Annotated in this window: 23 protein-coding genes and 2 pseudogenes; 9 read left to right on the top strand and 16 right to left on the bottom strand. The window is 66.9% G+C overall.

The features are described from left to right. The first annotated feature begins 527 nt into the window (after nt 1–527). Both ACGFIE_RS01015 and ACGFIE_RS01010 read left to right on the top strand, forming a co-directional pair. Nucleotides 528–1,304 (top strand): carbon-nitrogen hydrolase family protein, encoded by a 777-nt coding sequence (locus ACGFIE_RS01015; RefSeq protein ID WP_393289717.1) that lies wholly within the window; start codon nt 528–530, stop codon nt 1,302–1,304. A 134-nt stretch (nt 1,305–1,438) separates the two neighbouring features. Continuing rightward, complete coding sequence (locus ACGFIE_RS01010; protein WP_393289715.1) at nt 1,439–2,140, top strand: sulfotransferase domain-containing protein; 702 nt, start codon at nt 1,439–1,441, stop codon at nt 2,138–2,140. 119 nt (nt 2,141–2,259) lie between these two features. Here the strand turns inward: ACGFIE_RS01010 and ACGFIE_RS01005 are convergent, their stop codons facing one another. From ACGFIE_RS01005 to fxlM, 8 genes are all read right to left on the bottom strand, one after another. After that, the gene (locus ACGFIE_RS01005; RefSeq protein ID WP_393289713.1) at nt 2,260–2,568 is read right to left on the bottom strand and encodes a hypothetical protein; all 309 of its coding nucleotides are present in this window, start codon (nt 2,566–2,568) and stop codon (nt 2,260–2,262) included. 5 nt (nt 2,569–2,573) lie between these two features. Further along, nucleotides 2,574–3,443, bottom strand: a complete 870-nt coding sequence (locus ACGFIE_RS01000) for a carbon-nitrogen hydrolase family protein (protein WP_393289711.1) — start codon at nt 3,441–3,443, stop codon at nt 2,574–2,576. Nucleotides 3,444–3,477: 34 nt separating this feature from the next. Further along, on the bottom strand, nt 3,478–4,047 hold the full coding sequence (locus tag ACGFIE_RS00995) for a nucleotidyltransferase family protein (RefSeq protein ID WP_393289709.1): 570 nt from the start codon (nt 4,045–4,047) through the stop codon (nt 3,478–3,480). A 43-nt stretch (nt 4,048–4,090) separates the two neighbouring features. Beyond that, entirely contained in the window at nt 4,091–4,546 is a 456-nt protein-coding gene (locus tag ACGFIE_RS00990) for a hypothetical protein (RefSeq protein ID WP_393289706.1), read from the bottom strand. Between the two features lie 110 nt (nt 4,547–4,656). After that, a complete protein-coding gene (locus ACGFIE_RS00985; protein ID WP_393289704.1) occupies nt 4,657–5,931 on the bottom strand; it encodes an MFS transporter in 1,275 nt (424 codons plus the stop codon). Beyond that, complete coding sequence (locus ACGFIE_RS00980; protein ID WP_393289702.1) at nt 5,928–6,797, bottom strand: phosphotransferase; 870 nt, start codon at nt 6,795–6,797, stop codon at nt 5,928–5,930. Before ACGFIE_RS00980 ends, ACGFIE_RS00985 begins: the two co-directional genes overlap by 4 nt. Before the next feature lie 38 nt (nt 6,798–6,835). Continuing rightward, on the bottom strand, nt 6,836–7,387 hold the full coding sequence (locus tag ACGFIE_RS00975) for a kinase (RefSeq protein ID WP_393289699.1): 552 nt from the start codon (nt 7,385–7,387) through the stop codon (nt 6,836–6,838). Next, nucleotides 7,384–8,625 (bottom strand): methyltransferase, FxLD system, encoded by a 1,242-nt coding sequence (fxlM, locus tag ACGFIE_RS00970; protein ID WP_393289697.1) that lies wholly within the window; start codon nt 8,623–8,625, stop codon nt 7,384–7,386. The genes ACGFIE_RS00975 and fxlM overlap by 4 nt, the downstream gene beginning before the upstream one ends. Before the next feature lie 418 nt (nt 8,626–9,043). On the opposite strand from fxlM, the gene ACGFIE_RS00965 reads away from it, so the two are divergent. The 4 genes from ACGFIE_RS00965 (at nt 9,044) to ACGFIE_RS00950 (ending at nt 12,187) form a co-directional block, all read left to right on the top strand. Further along, on the top strand, nt 9,044–9,907 hold the full coding sequence (locus tag ACGFIE_RS00965; protein WP_393289695.1) for a helix-turn-helix domain-containing protein: 864 nt from the start codon (nt 9,044–9,046) through the stop codon (nt 9,905–9,907). Between the two features lie 97 nt (nt 9,908–10,004). Further along, a complete protein-coding gene (locus tag ACGFIE_RS00960) occupies nt 10,005–10,556 on the top strand; it encodes an NUDIX hydrolase (RefSeq protein ID WP_393289693.1) in 552 nt (183 codons plus the stop codon). Between the two features lie 141 nt (nt 10,557–10,697). After that, nucleotides 10,698–11,177 carry a hypothetical protein gene (locus ACGFIE_RS00955; protein ID WP_393289692.1) on the top strand — a complete coding sequence of 160 codons (480 nt, stop codon included), beginning with the start codon at nt 10,698–10,700 and terminating at the stop codon, nt 11,175–11,177. A gap of 164 nt (nt 11,178–11,341) precedes the next feature. After that, nucleotides 11,342–12,187 carry a sugar phosphate nucleotidyltransferase gene (locus ACGFIE_RS00950; protein ID WP_393289690.1) on the top strand — a complete coding sequence of 282 codons (846 nt, stop codon included), beginning with the start codon at nt 11,342–11,344 and terminating at the stop codon, nt 12,185–12,187. Here ACGFIE_RS00950 and ACGFIE_RS00945 read toward each other — a convergent pair whose 3' ends face one another. From ACGFIE_RS00945 to ACGFIE_RS00930, 4 genes and pseudogenes are all read right to left on the bottom strand, one after another. Continuing rightward, nucleotides 12,188–12,730: an AAA family ATPase gene (locus tag ACGFIE_RS00945; protein WP_393289688.1), complete on the bottom strand. Its 543-nt coding sequence runs from the start codon at nt 12,728–12,730 to the stop codon at nt 12,188–12,190. It abuts the gene before it with no gap. Between the two features lie 166 nt (nt 12,731–12,896). After that, nucleotides 12,897–13,516, bottom strand: a pseudogene (locus tag ACGFIE_RS00940) (DUF5954 family protein). 56 nt (nt 13,517–13,572) lie between these two features. After that, nucleotides 13,573–13,695 carry a DUF5954 family protein gene (locus tag ACGFIE_RS00935; protein WP_393289686.1) on the bottom strand — a complete coding sequence of 41 codons (123 nt, stop codon included), beginning with the start codon at nt 13,693–13,695 and terminating at the stop codon, nt 13,573–13,575. Further along, nucleotides 13,686–13,841: a hypothetical protein gene (locus ACGFIE_RS00930; RefSeq protein ID WP_393289684.1), complete on the bottom strand. Its 156-nt coding sequence runs from the start codon at nt 13,839–13,841 to the stop codon at nt 13,686–13,688. The genes ACGFIE_RS00935 and ACGFIE_RS00930 overlap by 10 nt, the downstream gene beginning before the upstream one ends. Before the next feature lie 663 nt (nt 13,842–14,504). Here ACGFIE_RS00930 and ACGFIE_RS00925 point away from each other — a divergent pair. Next, nucleotides 14,505–15,218: pseudogene (locus ACGFIE_RS00925) on the top strand (helix-turn-helix domain-containing protein); the annotation flags it as partial. 635 nt (nt 15,219–15,853) lie between these two features. Then, nucleotides 15,854–16,519: a 2'-5' RNA ligase family protein gene (locus ACGFIE_RS00920; protein WP_393289682.1), complete on the top strand. Its 666-nt coding sequence runs from the start codon at nt 15,854–15,856 to the stop codon at nt 16,517–16,519. 40 nt (nt 16,520–16,559) lie between these two features. Here the strand turns inward: ACGFIE_RS00920 and ACGFIE_RS00915 are convergent, their stop codons facing one another. After that, a complete protein-coding gene (locus tag ACGFIE_RS00915; RefSeq protein ID WP_393289680.1) occupies nt 16,560–16,841 on the bottom strand; it encodes a hypothetical protein in 282 nt (93 codons plus the stop codon). Between the two features lie 38 nt (nt 16,842–16,879). On the opposite strand from ACGFIE_RS00915, the gene ACGFIE_RS00910 reads away from it, so the two are divergent. Further along, complete coding sequence (locus ACGFIE_RS00910; RefSeq protein ID WP_393289678.1) at nt 16,880–17,554, top strand: hypothetical protein; 675 nt, start codon at nt 16,880–16,882, stop codon at nt 17,552–17,554. A gap of 513 nt (nt 17,555–18,067) precedes the next feature. On the opposite strand, the gene ACGFIE_RS00905 is transcribed toward ACGFIE_RS00910, so the two are convergent. The 3 genes from ACGFIE_RS00905 to ACGFIE_RS00895 form a co-directional block, all read right to left on the bottom strand. Then, a complete protein-coding gene (locus ACGFIE_RS00905) occupies nt 18,068–19,192 on the bottom strand; it encodes a hypothetical protein (protein WP_393289676.1) in 1,125 nt (374 codons plus the stop codon). Nucleotides 19,193–19,269: 77 nt separating this feature from the next. Further along, entirely contained in the window at nt 19,270–20,112 is an 843-nt protein-coding gene (locus ACGFIE_RS00900; RefSeq protein WP_393289674.1) for a TauD/TfdA dioxygenase family protein, read from the bottom strand. A 15-nt stretch (nt 20,113–20,127) separates the two neighbouring features. Beyond that, a complete protein-coding gene (locus tag ACGFIE_RS00895; RefSeq protein ID WP_393289672.1) occupies nt 20,128–21,030 on the bottom strand; it encodes an amino acid--tRNA ligase-related protein in 903 nt (300 codons plus the stop codon). Nucleotides 21,031–21,657: the final 627 nt, after the last annotated feature.

Raw genomic sequence — 21,657 nt, 5'->3', positions numbered from 1 at the left:
GTAGCAGGTCATGGTCATGTTTCTTAGTCCCATTCGACGCCCTTGCACACGGTGACAACCCCCCTCCGCAGCGTCAGTGGCTGGTTCGACGATATGACCACCCAGTGGCGATCCTCAATGCCGCGGAGTCCCTTTGATCGGACTGCGCACAGTAAGGTGAGACGCCGGTCACGCAGGGTGGGTCAGTGTGGGCGAGGTGCGTGGCCTCAACCACTGAACTCGCCGCCGCGGCGTCGCCATGGCGTGGAGGATCCCGGGGCGGCGGCGAGCCGGCACCGGCTAAGGAGGTCCTTCGCCCCTAGAGAAGGTTCCGCCGCAGGGTCTGCTCCGGCATCGGAAGTCGTAGACAGTGCGGTACTGTGCTGACCATTTTTCGGAGATCTGTATCCCGCGTTACGCGACGGGTGCGCACGCGGCACGGTCGACGCGTTGGGGAGGTGCTGCCAATGCAAGGGCGATACCCGCGTCGACGACTACGCGAAAAGTCGTCGCCGGCTGCCTCGCCTTCGTCCCGCTACGATCAGAACGTGCAGGAGCGGCTGCGTATCGGTACATGCCAGACCCAGGAGTTCCTCGGCGACATCGACGCAGCGCTGACGTGTATCGAGGGCTTCGCCCGGCAGGCCGATGCGCAGGACGTCGATCTCCTGCTATTCCCGGAGTGCTTCCTGCAGGGGTATCTGGTCAACGACGACCATATGCGCACCCAGGCGGTGGAACTCAGTTCCGCGAGGTTCGCGTCGGTGCTCAAGCGGCTGAGCCCGATCGAGCAGACCCTCGTGTTCGGCGTCATCGAACGAAACGGCGACAGGTACTGCAACACTGCGGTCGTCGTCACGCAAGGTGTGCTTGTGGGCGTCTACCGCAAGACCCATCTACTGCCCGGGGAAGCGTTGCTCGACAAGGGCGATTCCTACCCGACCTTCGAGTTGAAGGGCGTCAGATACGGCATCAACATCTGCTACGACACCCAGTTCGCCGAGGCCGCCGCGGCGGTGGCGGCGCAGGGTTCCCATGTCCTGCTCGTGCCAGCTCAGAACATGATGCGGCGGGAGGCCGCAGTGCGCTGGAAGGACCTGCACCACGGGATCCGGGCTGAGCGCGCGCGGGAGACTGGCATGTGGTTGGTGTCAGCTGATGTGACCGGCGAGCGCGACGAGCATCGTGTCGGCTACGGGCCGACCAGTGTCATCAGCCCACAGGGGGAGATTGTGGCGCAGGTGCCGTTGATGACTACCGGCATGGTGATTGTTGAGATCCCGCCACTTCAGGTTGGCCGTGGCTCGAACCACCGTGCGGGTTAGCCGCTCGGACGCGTGATGATGCTTACGGACGCTAACCAGGTGCCGTGAAGGATTCGCATGGTGACACCTCACCGCTGGCCTCGACCAGGCGCATGGTGAACCACGCGGGCGGTCGCGCTCGCTAGAGTGCACAGGTGATTGTCTGGGTGTCCTCGTTTCCCCGGTCCGGCAACACCTTCCTGCGAATCGCCCTCAACAGGCTCTACGGCGTGCGGACATCCGTCGTCTATGACGTCGACGGCGTGGCTGAGCGCCTGGGCGCCGATCTGGTCGGCTTCACCGAACGGCCTGCAGCGATCGATGCCATGCGCCAGTCCGAAGAGGTGCACCTCGTCAAGACACACCGGCAGCGCGACGACCAAGTCGATGAGTTGGACAAGGCCATCTGCCTCGTCCGAGACGGCCGCGATGCACTCGTCTCGTGGGCCCGCCTGGCCAGCGAGGAAGACTCCACACGGTTCGCAGCAGAATTGAGCGCTATGATTACCCGGCGGGACAAGGTTGGAACCGGTAGCTGGGGACGCAACGTGCTGAGTTGGCTGCGGCCACCGGCACCTCACCGGGTGGTCCTCAGGTACGAGGAGCTCGCCCGTGAGCCGAGAGCGGCCATTGAACAGGTCATGGCAACCCTGGTACCCCAGCTCCGACCCCTCGCCGATGCGCGGATTCCGTCGTTCACCGAGCTGCAGCAGTCCGACGACCGCTTCTTCCGCAAGGGGCTCACCGGCACCCATCGCGACGAGCTGCCCGACGAGCTACACCAGCTCTTCTGGGCCCAGCCCGACAACGTCGCTGCGATGCAGCTACTTGGGTACGGGACCAGGACGGACGATTAACAGCACACCTGAGCGTGCGGTGGAAGGCTGCGCGGCGATGGGCAGGCAAGCGACGATCCGGCGGTCCGGGGCGAGTTGATCCCTTCTCCGCAGCCGAGGCGATCCCTCCGGTGCCGTAGCTATGTGATCCTCCATCCGCTGTTCCAGCAGGGGAACTTTGTTGTGAAGATGTTGACGTCGAGGTTCAGGGTGTGGGCGGCGGGCGCGAACAGCGCCGCGTACTCCGCGTCGGGGGAGTAGAGGGTCCAGCGGCGCCGTCGGGCGTCGAGCACGAAGAGCAGTCCCCATTGTGCGGTGTCGGTAGCGGCCAGTTCTTTCAGTTGTTTCCGCTGCCCACCGGGAAGGTGGGCGTGGTCGATGCGGCCATGTCCGACGATCATCAGCGGGAGCTGAGGTTGGCCGCGGAGCAGGCGGCGCAGGTTCGGCACCGTTGTCACCTCCCGGTGCGGTCGTGGCTGCGTGGATCGTCCACGCGCCGCTGTCGGTAGATGGTGCCTTCGCGGGCGGTGACGCGCCAGGGACGGGCGTGGTGCACGGCGATGCGCAGCTCTGGGGCGTCTCGGTCGAGCGTTGCGCAGACCAGGTCGGCGGTGCCATCGGTTACGCAACGGGCGAGCCAACCGCCGTGTGGGCCGATAATTCCGGCGGGCATCGCGGTGCTGCATTGCGCGGGCACCGAGGTGCTAACCCACTGGCTCATGGTGGCGGCGTGGCCCTGGGTGATCACGGCGAACATCGGATCTTCGGAGAAGGTGGAGAACAGGACGCAGTCCACGCCCCTGTGCAGGTAGTCGAGGAACAGCTCCGGGAAGTTGATCTCGATGCAGAGCGCCAGGCCCAGCCTGTACCCCGCGATGTCGAGGACGGTTGGTGTGAAGCCGGGGGTGTAGAAGCGGGTGATCTCCGTGTAGGAGAGGTAGCGCTTGTCGTAGCGGTCGACGATGCGTCCTTGGTCGGAGATCACGTACAGGCTGTTGTGCGGACGGTGCTCGCCGCTGAGTCGGTGATTGCTGCCCAGGATCACCCACAGGCCGAGTTCACCCGCGAGCGCGGCCGTCTTGTCCAGCTCCCGCCGTAGCGTTGTCCAGTCGACGTTCCAGCCGGCGAAGTGGTCCTTGGCCTGCCCGGCGTACCCGGATAGGGCGCCTTCGGGGAACTGCACCAGGTGGGCGCCCTGCTGATGCGCGCGGCGCATGAGCGCACGGATTGCGGCGCCGTTGAGCGCGGCGTCGCAGGTGACCAGTGGTTGGGCGGCAGCGATCGTGAGAGTGGACGGGTTGTCCGTTCGGAGGGCGTCGAGCATTCGGGGTGAGCCTCCTGGCGTCGATCGTGGGTGGTCAGGTGAGGACTCGGACTCGGGGCCAGCGGTGGGCGGGGCGTTGCCGCGCTAGTCGTTGCGCGGACACGGCGAGGCTGACTCGGGCCGGGTTGCGTTGCCAGATGCCGTCGAGAAGGTGATCGAGTCCGTGTGGTGCGCAGACAGCGATGCGCCCGTCGGCGTCGAGACGGATCGCGACGGCGGTGGCGTATTCGGGCCAGGTCGCGACCGCGTCGGCGATGCTCCGCAGCGCGGGGACGGGGTCGCCTCCGAATCGGGCGGGGTACCAGGTATGCACCGCGGCCTGGTTCTTCGCCTCCCAGGGCGGTCCGGGCCACATCGTCGCCAGATGTCCGGTGGCGTGCTCATCGTTGGCCCGGGTCAGGTCGGTGGGGTCGAAGAATGCCACGTCGATGTCTCGGGCTTGGGAGAAGTCGAATCCGTGCCCGTAGCGTTGGTCCCACACGAGGTCCCTGAGGACACCGGCGCCGATCCAGGCGTCCGGTAGGCCCGAGTCCCGCACGGTGCGCAGCGCCCGCATCAGCGGCTGACTCGCGCCAACCAGGTTGCGTAACTCGTCATCACACATACCCTGTCCGTCTCCCGCCAGGTTGAGGGTGATCGAGGTCTGGTCACCTGCGGGGGTGTAGCACCCAGCTGGCCGTAGGCAGTGGCGGCTCCGTGCTGGTTCGGGCGGCTCCAGGCAGCTGCGCGGCGTCTGGATGCGGTGGCGCGTTGCTGATGTGCTGCTGGTGGAGGCGGTGTGCGAGGTAGTCGCTCAGCGAGGTCGCGTGCGGTACGTCTGGGTCGGTGGTGGCGCCGGAGGGGGTGTAGTGGGTGTGCCGTAGTGGGGCCACGATCTCGGGCAGGGGTGCGCCGGCTTGCAGGCCGGTGGTGATCGCCGTGGACAGCGCTTCAGTTAGGCCGGCCAGGGTGGAGCCGTGTTTACCGACGCGCAGATCGACGTGGGTGAGCTGACCGGACGAGGTGGCCGTGGTGAGGCGTCCCGTGGTGCCGTCCAGCACGAAGTCGGTCGTGGTGCCGGTGTGCCGTTGGGGGGCCCGCCGCTGCGGGTTGTCATCGCTCACTTTGCGTTCTCCCTGGGTGTGGTGGCGGCGGTGGCCGTGACGGCGGTAGGCAGCCGGGTGCTGGCGCTACCGGAACGACGCGTTAGGCGGCGACGTCCGCTGGCGGCGGGCTAACCGGGGCGGGCTGTTCGGGTTGTCTTCCACGGCAGGAAGGCGGCGCTGGTGAGGGTGAGGGCGGCGGTTGCCGTGAGGGCGGTGCGGGGGCCGGTGGCGGCGGCGAGGATGCCGGCGGCTGCGATGACGATGGGTTGGGTGAGTTTGCTGGTGATGGACCAGGCGGTCAGGACGCGGGACAGGCAGTGCTCGCTGGTGTGGTTCATGCGGTAGGCGGCGAAGGTGGGAGTGAACGTTCCCGCGGCGAACAGCAGGAGTGTGTCGGCGAGGGTGATGATGATCAGGCCTGGTGTGCCGGGCGGGGCGAGGGGGATGAGTCCCATCCAGAGTGTGCGGGCGACGCCGGTGGTGAGTAGGACCCTGCGGAGGCCGTATCGGGTGGTGAGGGGGCCGGCGGTGAGGGAGCCGAGGATGCCGCCGAGGCAGGGCAGTCCGAGGGCCAGGCCGTACTGCCAGGGCGCGAGGTGGAGGTCGCGGAGCATGAACACTGCGATGATGGGCGTGCTGGCCGTGATGGCGCCGCCGAAGATGATGGCGTTGATGAACAGGGCTCGCAGGCCCGCTTGGTGAAGGATGTGCCGCCATCCTTCGAGGGCTTCCCGTCCCCGGCTCGGGGCGGTTTGCCGCGCAGGTGGTGGCGGTTCGGGGCCGCGGAGGCGGCGGATCCCGAGCGCGGAGATCAGGAAACTCGCGGCGTCGATGGTGATGGACGCGGTAGCGCCGAGCCAGGACACGAGGACACCGCCGATGGGTGAGCCGAGGCTGTTCGCCGTCCACTGGGAGGTCTCGAATCGGCTGTTGGCGGTGACACGTTGATCGGCGGTGACCAGGTGTTTCAGGTGTGCGCCGCTGGCGGCGCTGAACACGATGGTGCCGGCGGTCTGCACGACGGCGACGACGCACAGTTGCTCGTACGTCAGGGCGCCTAGCGCGGCGGCGATGGGGACGCTGGTCAGGGCCGCGCAGCGCAGCAGGTCGGCGCCGATCATCACGGGCCGTTTGCGCCGGAACTCGATCCAGGGACCCAGGGGTAAAACGATGACCGCTGAGGCGAGGCCGGAGATCACTGCGAGCAGGGAGATCTGCAGAGTCGATGAGTCCAGCAGCAGGATCGCGACCAGCGGCAGCGCGCCTGCCCCGACGGCGGAGCCCGCTTGGCTGACCGAGTAGGCGCCCCACAGGCGGTTGAAGTCACGGCTCAGCGGGGAAGGTGTCTGTGAGCCGCCCGCGAGGCCGGGCTGGACTGGCGCGCCGGCGGTTGTGCGGTTCAAGCCCATCGCATTAGTGCCTGAACGTCGTGGCGTGCCCGGTTTAGTAGCTGTTGCAGGTATGCGAGCCGGGACGTGGTCGAGTCGCCTGCTGCGAGCACAGTGTGCAGGCGGATCTCTCGGCAGGTCAGCAGGAGCAGGTTGACGTAGTAGGCGGTGGTGATGTTGGCGGTGTGCACGCGTTCGGCGATCGCGGCGGTGAGGGTCGGGGCGGAGGCTGCGCCGACGATGTGCAGCAGCGCGAGGTCGTAGCCGGGTAGGTAGCTGCCGGTGTGCTCGAAGTCGATGAGGGCGCAGTGTCCGCGGTCGAGGAGCAGGTTCGCGGGTAGGGGGTCGCCGTGTGCGGTGACCCGGTCCGGGCCGAGCTGGTCGACGAGGGTGTGGAGGGCGTGCTGGTCGGCGTCGTCGAGGAGCCCGGCGCTGTGTTCGGCGTCGGTGCGGCCGTGGTAGTCGACAGGTTGCGGCAGTGGCGGTGCCGGCCTCCAGGCGGCGAGGGCGTCGAGGGTGTTCAGGACCAGCTGTGCGGTGGCCGGACTGACGTCGCGAGTGAGGTGGCGTTGGTCGTCCAGGCGCCGCCCCGGTAGCTGCGCCAGGACGGTCAGGTAGGCGTCGGCGTACAGGACCCGCGGCACGCGCACGGGTGGCGGTTGATCGGTGAACAGCTCGTACATGCGCAGTTCGTGCTGGCGTCGGCTTACCCAGTACGGGTCGTCGGTGGTCAACAGTTTCACGATCACTGGTTGGCCGTCGCGGCGGCCGGTGGCGACGATGGCCTTGTCGGTGCGGTGCACAACCCGGCCGGTGCCCACCCGTGCGGCAGCGGCAAGGGCGATCAGCGCCGCGAACACGTCATCCGCCCCGTCCGCCATGGGACCGGCACGGTCTGGGGTTGCTCTGGGTGGTGCGGTCATGGGACAGCCGGGAGCAGGTCGTTGTCGCGGCCGGTCAACGGCAGGCAGGCGGCGGTCGCGATTCGCTCGATCGCTTGCTCCAGCGTGGTGGTCTCGGGGAGGACGAGTTCGTCGGGCCAGCCGAGGACGTCGCGCGGGGTGTACCAGCTGCGCAGGTTTTCCGGCGACACCTCCGCCGCCATGGGACGCGTTTCGTGGCGCCGCAGGGTCTCTGGCAGCGACACGTCGAGGTAGACGAAGAGCGTTCGCCCGCGGTGCGCGTCGCGCAGCTCGGTGAGCATGCTCCGGTACCGGGCGGTGTGCATGATTCCTTCCAGGATCACGTGGTAACCGTGATCAAGACAGAAGCGGACGTTCTGCGCAATGAGCGTGGGCGCGAGACCACCTGGCTTGTCACGTTCCCGAAGAAGGATCCGCCTAATATGATCTTGGCCGACGACGGCGCAGCCGCGGCCGTGCCGATACCGCAACTCACGGGCAATGGTGCTCTTACCGGAGCCGGAGTTCCCCCGGAGGCATATCAAGATCGTCGACTCCGTGTTGGTCATCGGTCTGTCTCCGGCCAGGTGATCGCGGTCAGCGTGTGGCGGCGGGGCACGAGCAGCCGCAACCGCTCGGTGTCGGGCAGTCGCGTGCCGGCCGGGTGCACGGTGATGTCCGGGCCGGTGCCGGCCCGGAACTGCTGATCCCAGGCCACTATCAGTTCCAGCAAATCGCTTGTCAGTCTGGTGGCGTGCGGACCGAAGCCGTGCACGCCGAACTGCCACGTCGTCGTGTCGTGGCTTCGCATCGTCAGGTAGGCGAGGCTGTCACTGGTCAGCAGGGTGGGGCAGAAGAAGCGGTCTTGTGGATCCAGCAGGCCGGCGGTGCGGTCCCGATCGACTCTGAGCACGCCGTACGGGCGAGGTTGGCTGGCCAGCCACAGGTGCAGGCTCTCGAGGCAGGTGCCCATGCTCATGTCCAGGGTCACCGGCGAGGACACCTCAACCCGTGGCCCATCAAGGGCAGCGCGGAGGGCCTCGGCGTTGGTGGTGGTGGTGTCGTCATCCAGGGTGAGAACGGCGTCGTCGCCGCGCAGCGCCACCCGGCGGGCCGGGAACCGGCCGTGGCCTTGCATCGCGACGAACCCGCACTGCACGGACGCTGTCGCGGCTAGGTGGTCACCTGCAAACTGCAGGGTGAGGCAGCGGGTGTTGCCGCGCATCCGCAACGGCACCACCAGCCTGCCGGCTGGGGAGAGCTGCTCGGTCCACGTGGGCGGCAGGTCACTGGCCTCGACCGTGACGAGCACCGCGTCCCACAACCCGTCGGCAGGATGGCCATGTGCGCCATCGGCGTGGACCACCTCGACCTGCGGGTAGCCGGCCCGTGCCAGCGCCCCTTGCGCATGGGTGACGACCTGCCCGTCGATGTCGACGCTGACGACCGTTCCGGCCGGGCCGACGACCTCGGCGATCAGCGCCGCGTTGTACCCACCTGAGCCGATCTCAAGAACCCGGGCTCCCGGCCTCAGCCCGGCGGTCTCCAACATGTACGCCTGTAACCACGGCGCGGAGATCGAACTGGTCGCCTTCCCGTCCGAGCCGCGTCGGGTGACCACAACATCATTCGCATACGCGCTCTCGATGCTCGTACCGGCCGGAGCGAACACGTGCCGCGGCACCGCGGTGAACGCCGCCGCCACCTCCGGCCGGGTAATCCAACCCTGACCGCGCAGCTGGTCGACCAGCTTCCGGCGAGCGCCCTCCGCCGTCAACGTCTCGGTCGTCCCGCTCTCAGGTACCACGACATCTCCTCCCTCGAACGAATATCAGGTGAGCAGCCGGCCGACCGCGACGAGCATCCGCCCCTTGCTGGAATGCGGCAGGTCGAGATCTGCAGGCCGGCACACCGTCTTCGAGGTAGCGGGTCGACACGCGCCTGGAGGCATTCGCTGACGCGGCGGACCAGCGGTGAATTCCTGGGGGTCGGAGGGCATGCGGGCACCGTAGAACTTCAGCCAGCCGACACGCCCGCAGCGCCACGCACCGACAATGTCGGCACATCCCGACACCAACTCCAACACCCGCCAGCTTGACCGCGTTCGGCGACATCTGATGGTGCTACCTCGCCGCATGATGCGCCGGCTGTCGGCCCGGAACATGTCACAGCGAGCCGCTACGGTGACCGCGCACCGTGAGCGCTCAACCCGGGGGTGGTGGCCGATGGGCGACAGCGACGAGATCAGTGCTGCGCGCCACGCGCTCGGCCGTCGCCTCGCGCACCTGCGCAAGGCTGCCGGACGCACGCAGCACGCCCTCGCCCCTCTCGTGCGGTACGCCCGCAGCTCCATCGCCAGCATCGAAACCGGTCGGCAGCACCCCGACCGGACGTTCTGGCACCGCTGCGACACGATCCTGCGAACGGGCGGCGCGCTGACCGCCGAGTACGACCGCATCATCGAGCTGGGCCTTCACCGTCAACGCGCCCATGCCAGGCCGGCCGACACCGCGGCGGCCAGTGGTGACGTGCTGTGGGAGCCCGAGGAATGCATCACCGCCCGCCGGTCGGCCCTGATAGGCACCACCGACGATGACGCCCGGCTGACGCACCTGGAACACGAGATCCAGCGGGCGATCACTGACAACGAGCGCGTCGCGCCGAGCACGCTTGTTGCCCGTCTGCGTCCGCTGAGGGCCTGCGTCGACGAGCTGATGGCCGCCAAGCAACACCCACCGCAACGGGCTCGGCTCTACACGGCCGCCGCACACCTGTCCGGACTGCTCGCCGCCCTCGCCCTGGACCTGCGGGCCTTCCGCATCGCGCGCGCGTACGCCGCCGAGTTGTCCGACCTGGCCGTCGCCGCTGAACAGCCCGACGTACTGGCCTGGGCCCACGCCACTCAAGACCTGAACGTCAATCACACCAGCGATCCACAGGAGGCCCTCACTGAATCGACGGGCGGCCTGAGACAGGTCGACAAAAGCTCACACCGTATCCGCGTGGTCATCAACGGGCTGGCGCGGCGTTCGTCCGCATCGGCGATGGCAACGACGTCGACCGCGCCGCCGGAGGTGCCGTCGCCTTGATAGCAAGCAGTCGACAGGCGCACAGGTCAGCTCACCTTGTCTGAGCAGGCGACCCGTAAGAAGTGTGCTCGGGCTACCACCACAACGGAGGCGAGTCGTGGCGATCGGCAACTCGGACATCTTGGGAGCCTTGTCTGCCTACCTCACGTTCTACCCCCACGAAGCCGCGTCCCTGTCGGTGCCGAGGCGGCTGTTGTCCGGAGGAGCGAATGTTGCCTCTCGGTCTCATCTGCCCATGCACGTGACTGTCGGTGCGCTTCTGGTGCGCGGCGGCACCGAAGTACTGCTTGTCGATCACCTCGCCTACGGGATACTGCTCCAGCCCGGAGGACACCTCGAGCCGACTGATGCCACGCTGATCGGCGCGGCGATGCGGGAGCTCGTGGAAGAAACCGGCGTCGATCCCGCCGGGATTGTCCCGACCTCGCAGGTGCCGGCTTATGTCGAATACGGGCAGGTTCCGGCGCGGCCCGACAGAGGGGAACCGGCACACTTCCATCTCGACTTCGGGTTTCCGTTCGCGACAGCGTCTGCTGATGTGGGTCTGATTCAGGAGTCGGAGGTGCGAGGTGCCGCTTGGTACCCGCTGGCCGAGGCCGAGCGGCTTGTCGGCCGCCGCATCGCGCGGGCGGCAGACGCGCTGGCGTGAATGCGTGATCGGAGCGGGCCGGGGCTTGCGCCAGCCGAGCCGCCGGAGGGCTGAGGCACCCCCGGCCCCTACCGGTCTGCCTTCGCGACCGGCACGACTCTGCGCGTAGCGTCATCGTGGGCGGATTCAAGGCGGGCAATCGTGGCCATGCGGGCGTCATCCGCCGGTGCCGGCGGTGATTCGCAGGTCCCATCCAGGCAGATCATCGCCGTCGTTGGGCACAAGGTTCGTGTCGAACCACGCGGCCTCCGCGCGCCCACCGACCCGCAGGCGGCCTTCAAAGCCTTCCCGGCCACTGCCCTGCGCACCGCACTGCCCCTCACCGCCGACCACAGCTTGCCGTTCAACACCGGCCTGCTCGCCGCCGTCGCGCGCTGCGGACACACCGTGGCCGAGGTCGGTGTCGCCGCCCTCCACCAGTACATCGAAGGCCACCGGAGCACCACGCACGACTACGACACCATGCTCAACGGCATCCACCGGCAGGCCCTGCGCCACGGCCTCGACCCCGACACACGCCGGACCCCGACGTGGGACCGCATCCGTCAGGCAGGCTCCCTGGCCGCAGCCGCCGCCGAAGCCACGACCACCACCTTGCTCAAGGCGCCCACCTCACGCTGACGAATCATCGCGGGCCGTCGGCGTCGACACCGGTGGCCTGCGTCCGTGCGCCTTCCCTATGTGCCCCGAATCGGACCAGTGCGATGCGTAAACTGCACAGATCCGCCCGGCTCACTGTCGCCACACCCTGACGGCCGGTGCAACCCAACTGAAAGGGTAAGCACGTGAGGGCCGTCATCGCTGTTGCCGGCACGGGCAGCCGCTTCTTCCCCGTCGGCAAAACCATCAACAAATGCATGCTGCCGGTTCTCAATCACCCAGTCGTCGCCTACGCAGTCGCCGACTGCATCGCCGCAGGCGCCCACGAGATCGCAATCGTCACCGCCCCCGGCGAAATCGGCCGCCAAGTGCGTCACTACTTCACCGAAGACCACGATCTGAAGGACTACTTCACCGCACGCGGCTGGCAGGACAAGTACACACCTCTCGCCGAACTACATAGCCAGGCCGACTTCACATTCATCGAACAACCACGCGACGACCGATACGGCACCGCGCTGCCCGCCATCGTCGCCGCTGACTTCATCGCCAGCGACGACTTCCTCCTGGTCGCAGGCGACGACCTCCTCCTTCGCAACGATGGCGGATCGGACCTGGCCGACCTCGCCGCTGCCCGGGCCGCCGCCGGAGTACCGGCCGCGCTCGCCGCCGCCACGGTGCCTGGGGCCGAGGCCCAGCGGTACGGCATTTTGGCTCCGCGAGCAACCGAGGGTCACCAGCTACTCGCTGAGCTGCTCGAAAAGCCGGACGACTACGGCGAGCCGACCGCCTACATCAACATCAGCCGCACTCTGCTGCCCGCTGACGCGATGGCCTACTTTCAGAAGCTGACCCCGGCCCCCAACGGCGAGTACCAGGCCACTGACGCCGTCATCGCCTTCGCCCGCGACAACGACGTATTGATCCACCCCGTCACCGGTAAGTACCACGATTGCGGCAATCCCGCTGGTTGGTTGGCGGCCAACAACGCCGCAGCCCGGGCGATCGTGGCCTCGGGGCCGCACACCTGATTACGATTCAGCCAACCGCGCCAACACCTGCGATGCCAACTCCGCTACCGGCAGCTCACCATCTAGCACCACCGTGTCGGCCGGCAACAAGCCGACAGCGGCAGCGCAGCGGGCCACCTGCTCCAGCCGCCACGTACGCACCTGCGCATCACGAGCCGGGTCATCCGGCCAGATCGACTGCGCCTCGATTCGAGCCTGTAGGACGCGGATGGGCACGTCGATGAAGAAATGGTTGACGCCCACGCTGTGGGCGCGCAGCCGACCGAAAATTTCCTCAAGATACGACGGCACCACCACGGTCATCGGTACCACGAGCGTGCGTCCGTACTCCTCCAGTAGTGCTATCGCCGTATCCGCCACGCTACGACGCCACACCCGCAGATCCTGGAAATCGCCGCTCGCGGGCAGCGGAACTATCTCGCGGACCATGAACCCCGGCAACTCCGCATCGAACATCAACAGCCGAGGATCCTCCGCAGTCAACTTCTCCGACAGAGTCGTCTTCCCCGCGCCGAACGCACCGTTGATCCAGATCACCCGCATGTACCGCTCCTCACGCGCCGATGGTGCACGACTCAAGAGCCCGGTGAAGATCACCCCGCTGCCCGGAGTCCGCCGAACAGTCTCCGTGAGGCGCTCGGCAGCCTGGGCTAGGGGTGGTGGCCGGTTGGGTGGTTGTCCGGGCCCGATGGTGTTGCCGTTGCTCGTCTTAACGCTGGCGATCCGCGCCCGGTGGCTGGTCTGGGTCGGGGTCCGATGGTCGGGGCATTTCCGGGCTGCTGGCACCCATGCGCAGCAGGGTCTCGATGCGAGTGACCCGGAAGTGGCGCCCGAGCGCGGTGACGTCGTCGACGGGATTGGTATCGAGGGTGTCGGCGGTTTGTTGGTAGGCGGCTGCCTGGTTGTCGGTCAGCCTCAGTAGGCGCGGTTCGATATGGCGCAGGCCGAAGGCGATCTCGTCGCGGGCCAGCTGCGGTGTGGCAACCGCGCGACTGTAGGGCCGCCACGACCCACCGACGGATTCGGCGGCGGCGTAGCGGGGGGCAGGATGACCCCGACTGGGTGGGCGGCGACGGCGCAGTCGGCGTACACGTCGGCGGGCACCTGGGCGCGGGGGTAGTGCGCGGTCGCCAGCTCTACCCGCAGCATTGCCTCACTCAGGCCGGTCGCCGCGTCCGGGTCGATGACGATCTCTGGGGCGAGGAAGCTGTCGTTGTCCTCGGCGTGGCGGGGGTCGCGGTCGGTGGGTCGGGGCGGTTCGGGCCCGTCCGGGCCGAACCGCGCGAACGTGTCCACCCGCACGATGCGGTGCACGCGGCCGGTTATCACCACCTCGGCTACCTTTTCCCGGTCTAGGACGCCGAGCGCGGTGGTGAACTCCGCAGCTAAGGGGGGTCAGTGGTCTCGTCGAGCTGCTCCATGAGGTGGTGCGCAAGGTCGTCGCGCGCGTCCTGCGGCGTGTCCGACACGACGGCGTATACCTGCCACCGCCCGCGATCTACTTGCACGGCGTGGCCGAACAGTGGGCGCCGATGCGGATCTTCGGGTAGGCCGCCGTTCGCTGTGCCGCGTCGTCCTCGGTGACCGCGCCGACTGGGTCGGTGGGCTGCTGCACCCGCAGGAATGCCGGCGGGTGCATTTCGGCGGCACTCATGCCACGGATTGTGTGACGGCTCGATGACCTGTGTCACGAGGACGCGCCATCACCGCAGTGGCATCATCGGTGCCGCTCGCATCCGTTCAGGCTTGCGGAGTTCTTCGGCGTCCGCTCGGTTCGTGGTACGAGCCGGCATGAACAGGTGCGTGGCACCGTCCGGAGCGCCGCAGCCACGACGGGGTAGGCGATCATGCCGTCCGCGATGAGCCGATCCACGAGGGCGCCTCATAATCCTTCGATTCGATCCGAGGTATCTGACGCGGCGGCGAGTGGGTCACCCTGCGCTCCGGTCTTATGCTTCTCCGGCTACCAGCTGCTCACCAGGCAGGCGGGCGGCACCCGTCGCGGCGCTCGGCCGGTATGCCGGGGAGGGTAAGACGTCGGCCGGTCGAAACGTCCGCAGCACCCTGCGTCGACATTGTCGGCAGATGCCGACGTCAAACTCCGACAGAACTTCGACATTGTGGTCCTGCCATGCACTGCCGCCCCTCTCGATAATGAGCATCTGACGATTTCGCCCGATCTCGCAGCGGCCATCGGCGCACCGGTACATGCCCAGATGCTCGGATGCTCCGGCGGCCCGCGAGATTGTCACAGGCAGCACCTGTCGTCGCCACGGATCACGACCACATTGTCTGCAGTCGACCGGAGGTAGCAACGATGGCTGACAGCGACGAGATCAAAACTGCCCGCCGCGCGCTCGGCCGTCGGCTCGCTGAATTGCGCGGGGCTGGCAATCTCACCCAGCACGACCTGGCGCGACTCGTGCAGTACGGCCGCAGTTCCGTGGCGAGCACCGAAACTGGACACCAGCACCCGGACCGTGCCTTCTGGGCGCGCTGCGACAGTGTGCTGCAGACCGGTGGCGTGCTCGTGACTGAGTATGACCGCATCACTGAGCTGGACCGTCAACGACGACGCTCAGCGGCAATCCAGACGGTCAGGAGCACATCAATGCCCGCGGCGCCCGATGCTGGCCACGAGTTCCCTGGAGTGAACGGCGGTGCTGTCCCCTGGGAGCCCGAGGACAGCATCAACGCCCGCCGTCTGGCGCTGAAATCCTCCCTCGACGACAACGCCCGTCTCGCCTACCTGGAAGCAGAGGTCCAGCAGGCGATCGCCGACAACGAGCGCCTTACCCCGGTAATCCTTATAGCGCGCATGCGACCGCTGCGCTCCTACGTCGACCAGCTCATGGCAGGCCGGCAGCACCCACCGCAACGCGCCCGGCTCTACACCGTCGCCGCTCACCTGTCCGGACTCGTCGGCGCACTCGCCCTCGACCTCGGCGCATTCGGCGCGGCACACGCCTACGCCGCCGAAGCGTTCGACCTCGCCGAGGCTGCCGAGCAGCCCGACGCGCAAGCCTGGGCACGGGCCACGCAAAGCCTGATCGCCTTCTATGCCGGTGACTACCATGACGCGTTGGCCTACGCCCAAGACGGCCTACGCCGTGGCGGCACCAGCGGGCACCGGATCCGCCTCACGATCAACGGTCAGGCGCGCGCCCTCGCCCGTCTCGGCGACCGGTACGGCGTCGACCGCGCCGTCGACCACGCGTTCACCATGCTGGCCGACTACCCGGCCAGCTCCTCGGTCAGCGCTAGCCTCGCCCTCGACCCGTACTGCCCAGCCAGGACCGCCGCCAACGCGGCAACCGCCTACCTGGCGCTCGGCCTTACCGCGGGCGTCACCGATCACCTCACCACCGCGATCACCGCGTTCGACACCGCAGGGATGGCTGGCCCACGTGCACTCTGCCGCCTCGACCTGGCCACCGCGCACCTGCACGCCGACAACCCCGACCCCGAGGAAGCAGGCGCACTGGCGGTAGAGGCGCTCACCCTCACCGCGGACCAGCGTTTCGAATCGGTCCACCAACGCGCGCGTCAGTTCCTCGCCACGGCCCACCCCTTCGCTCGGCACCCGCAGCTACGGCACGTCGCCGACCTGCTCGCCGACCGCGCACAGGTCGCTGCCGCCGGACAGGCCGCTCTACCATCGCTGTCATGAGCAGCCGGGAACTGGCCAGTCTGCACCAGCGCTGGACCGCCTACCAGGACCTGCCGGAACTCACCAACCACTGGTACTGGCGCCCGGGCTGGCGGGCTGACCGCCAGTTCTACACGTGGCACCTCACCTTCGAACACCAAGCTGAACTCCGTCACCTCGTCACCGACGTGCAACGCCAACTCGCTCTGCCCGGACTGGACTTGGTGCCGCTCGACGGGCTGCACCTGACCATGCAAGGTCTCGGCTTCACCGACGAGGTCACCAACAGCGACGTCGAAGCAGTTGTCGCCGAAACCCGGCGACGCTGTGCCGGCCTGCCGCCGCTGGAGCTGTCACTTGGCCCTGTCGACCCCGACGCCGAAGGAATCGGTCTGCTCGTCCGTCCCTGGGACCGCATCGAACACCTCCGCGCCACCATCCGCGATGCCATCGGAGCGGTGTGGCAGACCGTGCCGGAGGCCGCAGAAGGATTCCGGCCACACGTGACGATCGCCTACAGCGGCTCGCAAGCACCGAGCGCACCAATCCGCGACCGCCTCAACGCCTTCCGCCACCAGCCACCCGCCCGGGTGACCATCCGACAGGCAACGCTCATCTCGCTGCGTCGAGAACACCGCAGTTACCGGTGGACAACCGTGGCGACCGCACCCCTTGGCGTGTGACGCACGGGCCAGTGTCCATTCGGTTCGCCTACCAGAACTTTCACGGCCGGGCGTCCGTGGTCGACTTCGCCGGCCGGTCGCCGTCCACGAAGAGGCCCTTCACGTAGGTCTCGCTGATCAGCGGGAGCCACGGCGCGATGGACTTCTTCGCCAGTGACCCATACTCGGCCTTGGCGCCGTGCGGCATGTACGGCAAGTCGTGCTCGCCGCGCAGGTACCGGGCGAGCTTCCCGAGACTGTTGTTCGGGTCGCCGGTGAGCTTCGCGTGCTCGCGAGTCAGCTCCTCGGCGTGGCCGATGACAGGGCCGTCAGTGGCAGTCACGTATGGGCCTGCTTCGGAGACGTGTGCTTAGATGCGGTATGACGCAGGCCATCCCCGACGCGGGAACGCGAGCGCCCTTTTTGGTTGTGACCGCTGATCTCGGCGAAAGGCCAGAATTGCATAGCGTGGGCGGCTATATCAGTGCCCTCGGCGTTCTTGCTGACTACGCTATAGCACTGGCTGTGTATTCGCCAGATTGGACACAGTCCGCGTCCGAAGATCGCACGCCCTCGTTTGCAGACCGACTTCACCGAATGTTGTACATATCGGTAACGCGGGATGCGCGGGCGTACCGACACGACCTGCTTGAGTCGCCGAAAATCGCAGTCGATCGACTGCGGCTCGCGAGCCCACTTGAAACAGTGCTCACCTCAGTCGCCAGCGACGTGAAGCCAATCGGGTACGCCGTAGCCGCAATGGCTCTTCTGAAAAGCGCGTTGGGGACCGTCATGGATTGGCAACGACACCGTGCTGAACTGCGCCAGATGGACCGGGGCGGTTACCCCGATCTCGATCCCGGCGAGGGAGAGTCGACGCGATTTACAGATGAAGCCTTTGTGCAGCTTGTGATCTCGGAAATGCAGGAGCGTTCGGGCATACCTGTTCGAGAGACGACGAGCGAAGACTTAATCAGAGCGGTTAGGCGAATTGTTTCGGTGCCGGTGGTGAAAGTGCAAGGCGATGGGGAATCAGCCAGTAGCGGGCACCGTTAGAAGCCGTACAGCCGCCTCGCCGTCTTGCGACGCTTGGCGAGCACGGCGTCAGCGATGACCCGCGACCGGCGCCATCTGGGCGAGCAGCAACGCCGCCAGGGCGTCGAACTTTTTCGCGGACTCGCGCGCGGGCTTCCTTGCCGAAGGACACGCCCCAGCGGTTCGGCCGACGGCGCGCGTTTCGGGCGTGCCGCCGAAGGCGGGGCTCGCCGTCGGGGGGAACCTCGTTGTCGACGTAGGCCCAGCGCAGCGCCTCAACGGCGCGGACCGTGTCGCCCTGGAGCGAGCGCATGTCCCACGCGATCGTGTGCCTCGTCGTGGCCCTGGTTGTACGCCAGGCGCTATGAGGACCGAATGACCCCGGCGGGCATGGCGGTGCCGCATTGTGCACGGACAGGGGCGCTGGTCGACTGGTTTCGTGGCGGCGGCATGTCCGCAGGCGATCACTGAAGGTCGGGTCGTCGGAGGCGGAGCAGGACGCAACCCCCCGCCTCGCTGGAGCGGCTCGGCGATCTATTGGACAACCTGGAACTGTCCTGCAGTGAACCGCTGTCCATTTACCTGAATCTGCAGTGTGAACGCCCCGGGCTTGACCGCGGCCGTGCCGGTTGAGCGCAGAGGATGCTTTTTGCACAGGGTGACAGGCTGACCTGGTTTGGCAGTCAGCCTGTTGAGAAAATAGACCTTCTCGCGACGTGGCCCCCGCTGCGCGGTCGGGGAAATTGCGTACGATACGTGAAGAGGTGCTGTCTCGTCGACTAGCAACTCAGCGCTGAATTCCAGGGTTTCCCCTGCGCGAAGGTCGATGCGCTGGATGTTGACGAGTGAGATTTCGACGCGGATGTCGCTCGGGTAGCCGAGAAACTCGTATGCGGGCGACCAACCCTTTCTAAGCGCGGCTTTGAGGGCCTCGCGTGCGACGAAGTCGAACTCCTTCACCCTGAGGCGCCTGTCGGACTTCCAACGGGTCAAGGTGGCGATCACGAGATCGCCGTCGGTGGCGGAGATGTCGCGTAGATGGTTGGCGACTGACCGCGTCACGTACCGGCTCTCGTCGAGGTAAAGCTGGTCGAGGACCGGCAGCCCTGCCTCGGGGGGCAGGCTGAGGCGTGGTGACCAGGGGAGCGTGGGTCGTGTCGACTCGCTCGCCAGGCGCCGCACCCGATAGTCGTTGTCCCGCGCCCAGGCTTGTACGGCCTTCATTGTTTGCTCAGGAAAGTCGTTGAGAAAGTACCGAACCGCGTCTTCGGCAGAGAAATAGCAGGTGAAGCGGCGCAGCGCATCGAGGGCCTGGTCAAGGTCTTCGCCCGTGCGGCAGTAGCGCGCGACGTAGTCGGAATGCGGTGAGTACAGATGGAGGCCGAAGTCGTTGGTGATGCCGGCGGCTTGCGGCGTGGGCGGCAGAGAGCGCTGCAGCACGTCTAGCGCCGCGGCGCCGGTGACCGGCAGGTGATCGTGTAAGCCCTTCGCGGTGCGGGCTATGCGTGCCTTGAGCTCCAAACGGGGCAGGTCGGCCATCACGTCGGCGACGAAATTCTCCGCGGCGAACGTGGGCAGGACGCTTCTCACCTCTCGGCCGATCCGGGCAATCCGCTCCGCGTTCAATGCTCGGTCCTTGACGAGTACCTTCTCGACCATGCCGGGAACCCTAGTCGCGATCATGTGCTTGCACGATGTGGGAATCGCCCGTCCGTGCAATCGGTGCTGTGCTCCGCCTAGCGGACAGCGGTGCGGTAGAGCAGGCGGCGGTAGCGGGTGCTGTCGCAGGGAGAGGCGGTATGGAGGACAGCGTGGTTGTCCCAGACGACCACGTCGCCCTGCTGCCAGCGATGGCTATGGGTGTAGGGCGCGCTGGTGGTGTGTGCCAGGAGTTCGGCCAACAACTGACTGCTCTCCTGTTTCGCTAACCCGACGACGGCCTTGACGACCATCGACCCGAGCAGGAGCGATCGGGCGCCAGTGATCGAATGGACAGGAGCGAGCGGATGCTCAACCTCTGCTCGACCGGCGAGGGTGCCAGCCGCTGCCGACGATTGACCGGCCGAGGCTTCGGACTGCCGAACTGCGAGCTGCTGGATCGAGTGAACCGCTCGGAGGTCTTCGATGCGCTGTTTAACTTCTGCGGGTAGGCCGGCATACGCCTGGGTGGCGTCGGCAAACCGCGTCTCGCCTCCGTGCGCGGGGGTGATTACCGAGTAGAGGATCGTCGCTCGGGTTAGTGCGGCCTTGAAAGAATTGTCGGCGTGCCACTCCTCTTCGTGGTCGCCGTCGTAGATGCCGATGTGTGCATTGTCCTCGACGATGTTAGAAACCATCGTTATGCCAGGGAATCCGCTGACGGCATAAAGGCGGTCAACGTCTGTGTCCACGGTGCCGAATAGCCCGCTCGCCGCGAGTAGATCGGCGTGATTGAGGTGCTGGTTAGGGAAGATCAGTAGCCGGTGTCGGTACAGCGCGCTGGTCAGGACTTCGGCGAGGTCCGGTTCGGTGGAGGCGGTGAGGTCGTGATCTACCCTGGCTCCGAAACAGCCCGCTAATGGAGTGAGTTTGAGATCCATTATGTTTGCTCCTAATCAGGCGTGCGAGTCGCGGAGTCCGAACTGGGCAGACTGGAGGAATGGGCGGATGTCGCGAATGCCTGACGACGCCGCGCACAGTCGTTCGATGCCAATGCCCAGGCCGACGCTTCCGGCGGGTACCCGGCCGGCGTCAATCGCTTCCCACGCCAGACGCTGCTCGTCGTCGTACAGACCTACCTCTCGGGCCCGATCGGCGAACACCGCCCCGTCGACCTCGTCCTCGTAGCCGTGAACGACCTCGATGCCGTCCACGATGAGTTCGAACCGGTTGAGGACCGAGGTGGTGCTGGGCGTGAGCCGCGCACAGGGCTCGTCACCGCCGACGGGGTAGTCGGTCAGGAACACCGCACGGCCGGCGCTGCGGATCTCCAGCTCCTGTTCGATGAACCTCCCCAGGATGTTCTTGAACGGCTCATCGGGACCCGAGCCCACTCGGGCTGCCATCCGCTGCGGCAGATCGCCGAGCGGCGAATGGCGCAGATCGACCCCGAAGACGTTCTGGATATAGTCCGCGACTGAGATGTTGACCGGTGCGTGTGGGATGTGCGGTGTCACCAGGAGTCGGGCCAGCTCCAAGAGGTAATCGAAGCTTTCACCGGCCGCATACAAGTCGAGCATGGTGAACTCGCCTGCGTGAAGATCGTCAGGCTTCTCCGGCCGGAAACAGGGCCCGATCTCGAATACGCGCGAATGGTGCTCAAGGGTCACTCGCAGGGCTGGCCCGATCATCGCCCGTAGGTTGCCGTTTTCGCCTAACGGAACGCGCCGTCCCGCTCCCAGGTCGGCCCAGCGACCGACAGGGGTAACTGCCTCAAGGAAACCCTCAGCGCGAAGAATCTCGCGAAGGCTGAACAGTATGTTGGATTTTACGCGTATTGGTTCGCGCGGCGTGGGCATGCGGCTCTCCTCAACTTGGGTGTCGCAGGCGGGCCGGTGCCTGCCGGCGCCGTCTCGGCCCCGCGGGTCCGTTCACAAGCTATCCCTGAGCCTGAGGGACGCAGAAGCTCCATTGTCGGATGCAGCGGCGCGTGCAGGGCCCGGCAAACGCAACTACTGGTGAGCGTGCTCAGCGTTGTGGCAGTTCAAGGCGGGTCTCGACGCAAAGACGCGCAACGGTTTGACGCGCCGACCGCAACATCCGCGGGCATTGCGGCGCGCTTTGGACGCGCTCTAACGTGATGGCTCAGCCATTCGGCGAAGTCGTTATTCGAGGCGGCATCGGAAGTGGAATCATCGCTCCCGCTGACTCCCTCTCAAGGCGTACATGACGTCCGGCGGCTACCCGAAAGGCACCACTAATACCGGCTCGGTAGCACCACTGCCCAAGCACCACGGACCTGCGGGAATCCCCGCGAACGAAGGGAGCACCATCATGGACAGGACTCCGAAGCTCGGCTCGCGGCCGGACGCGGGTGTGAAGGCCGGGATGCGGCCGGACGCGGGTGTGAAGGCCGGGATGCGGCCGGACGCGGGTGTGAAGGCCGGGATGCGGCCGGACGCGGGTGTGAAGGCCGGGATGCGGCC

The sequence above is a fragment of the Micromonospora sp. NPDC049275 genome, assembly GCF_043197115.1.
In the GTDB taxonomy this organism is placed as follows: Bacteria; Actinomycetota; Actinomycetes; order Mycobacteriales; family Micromonosporaceae; genus Micromonospora.
This window is presented reverse-complemented; position numbering and strand designations above follow the sequence as displayed.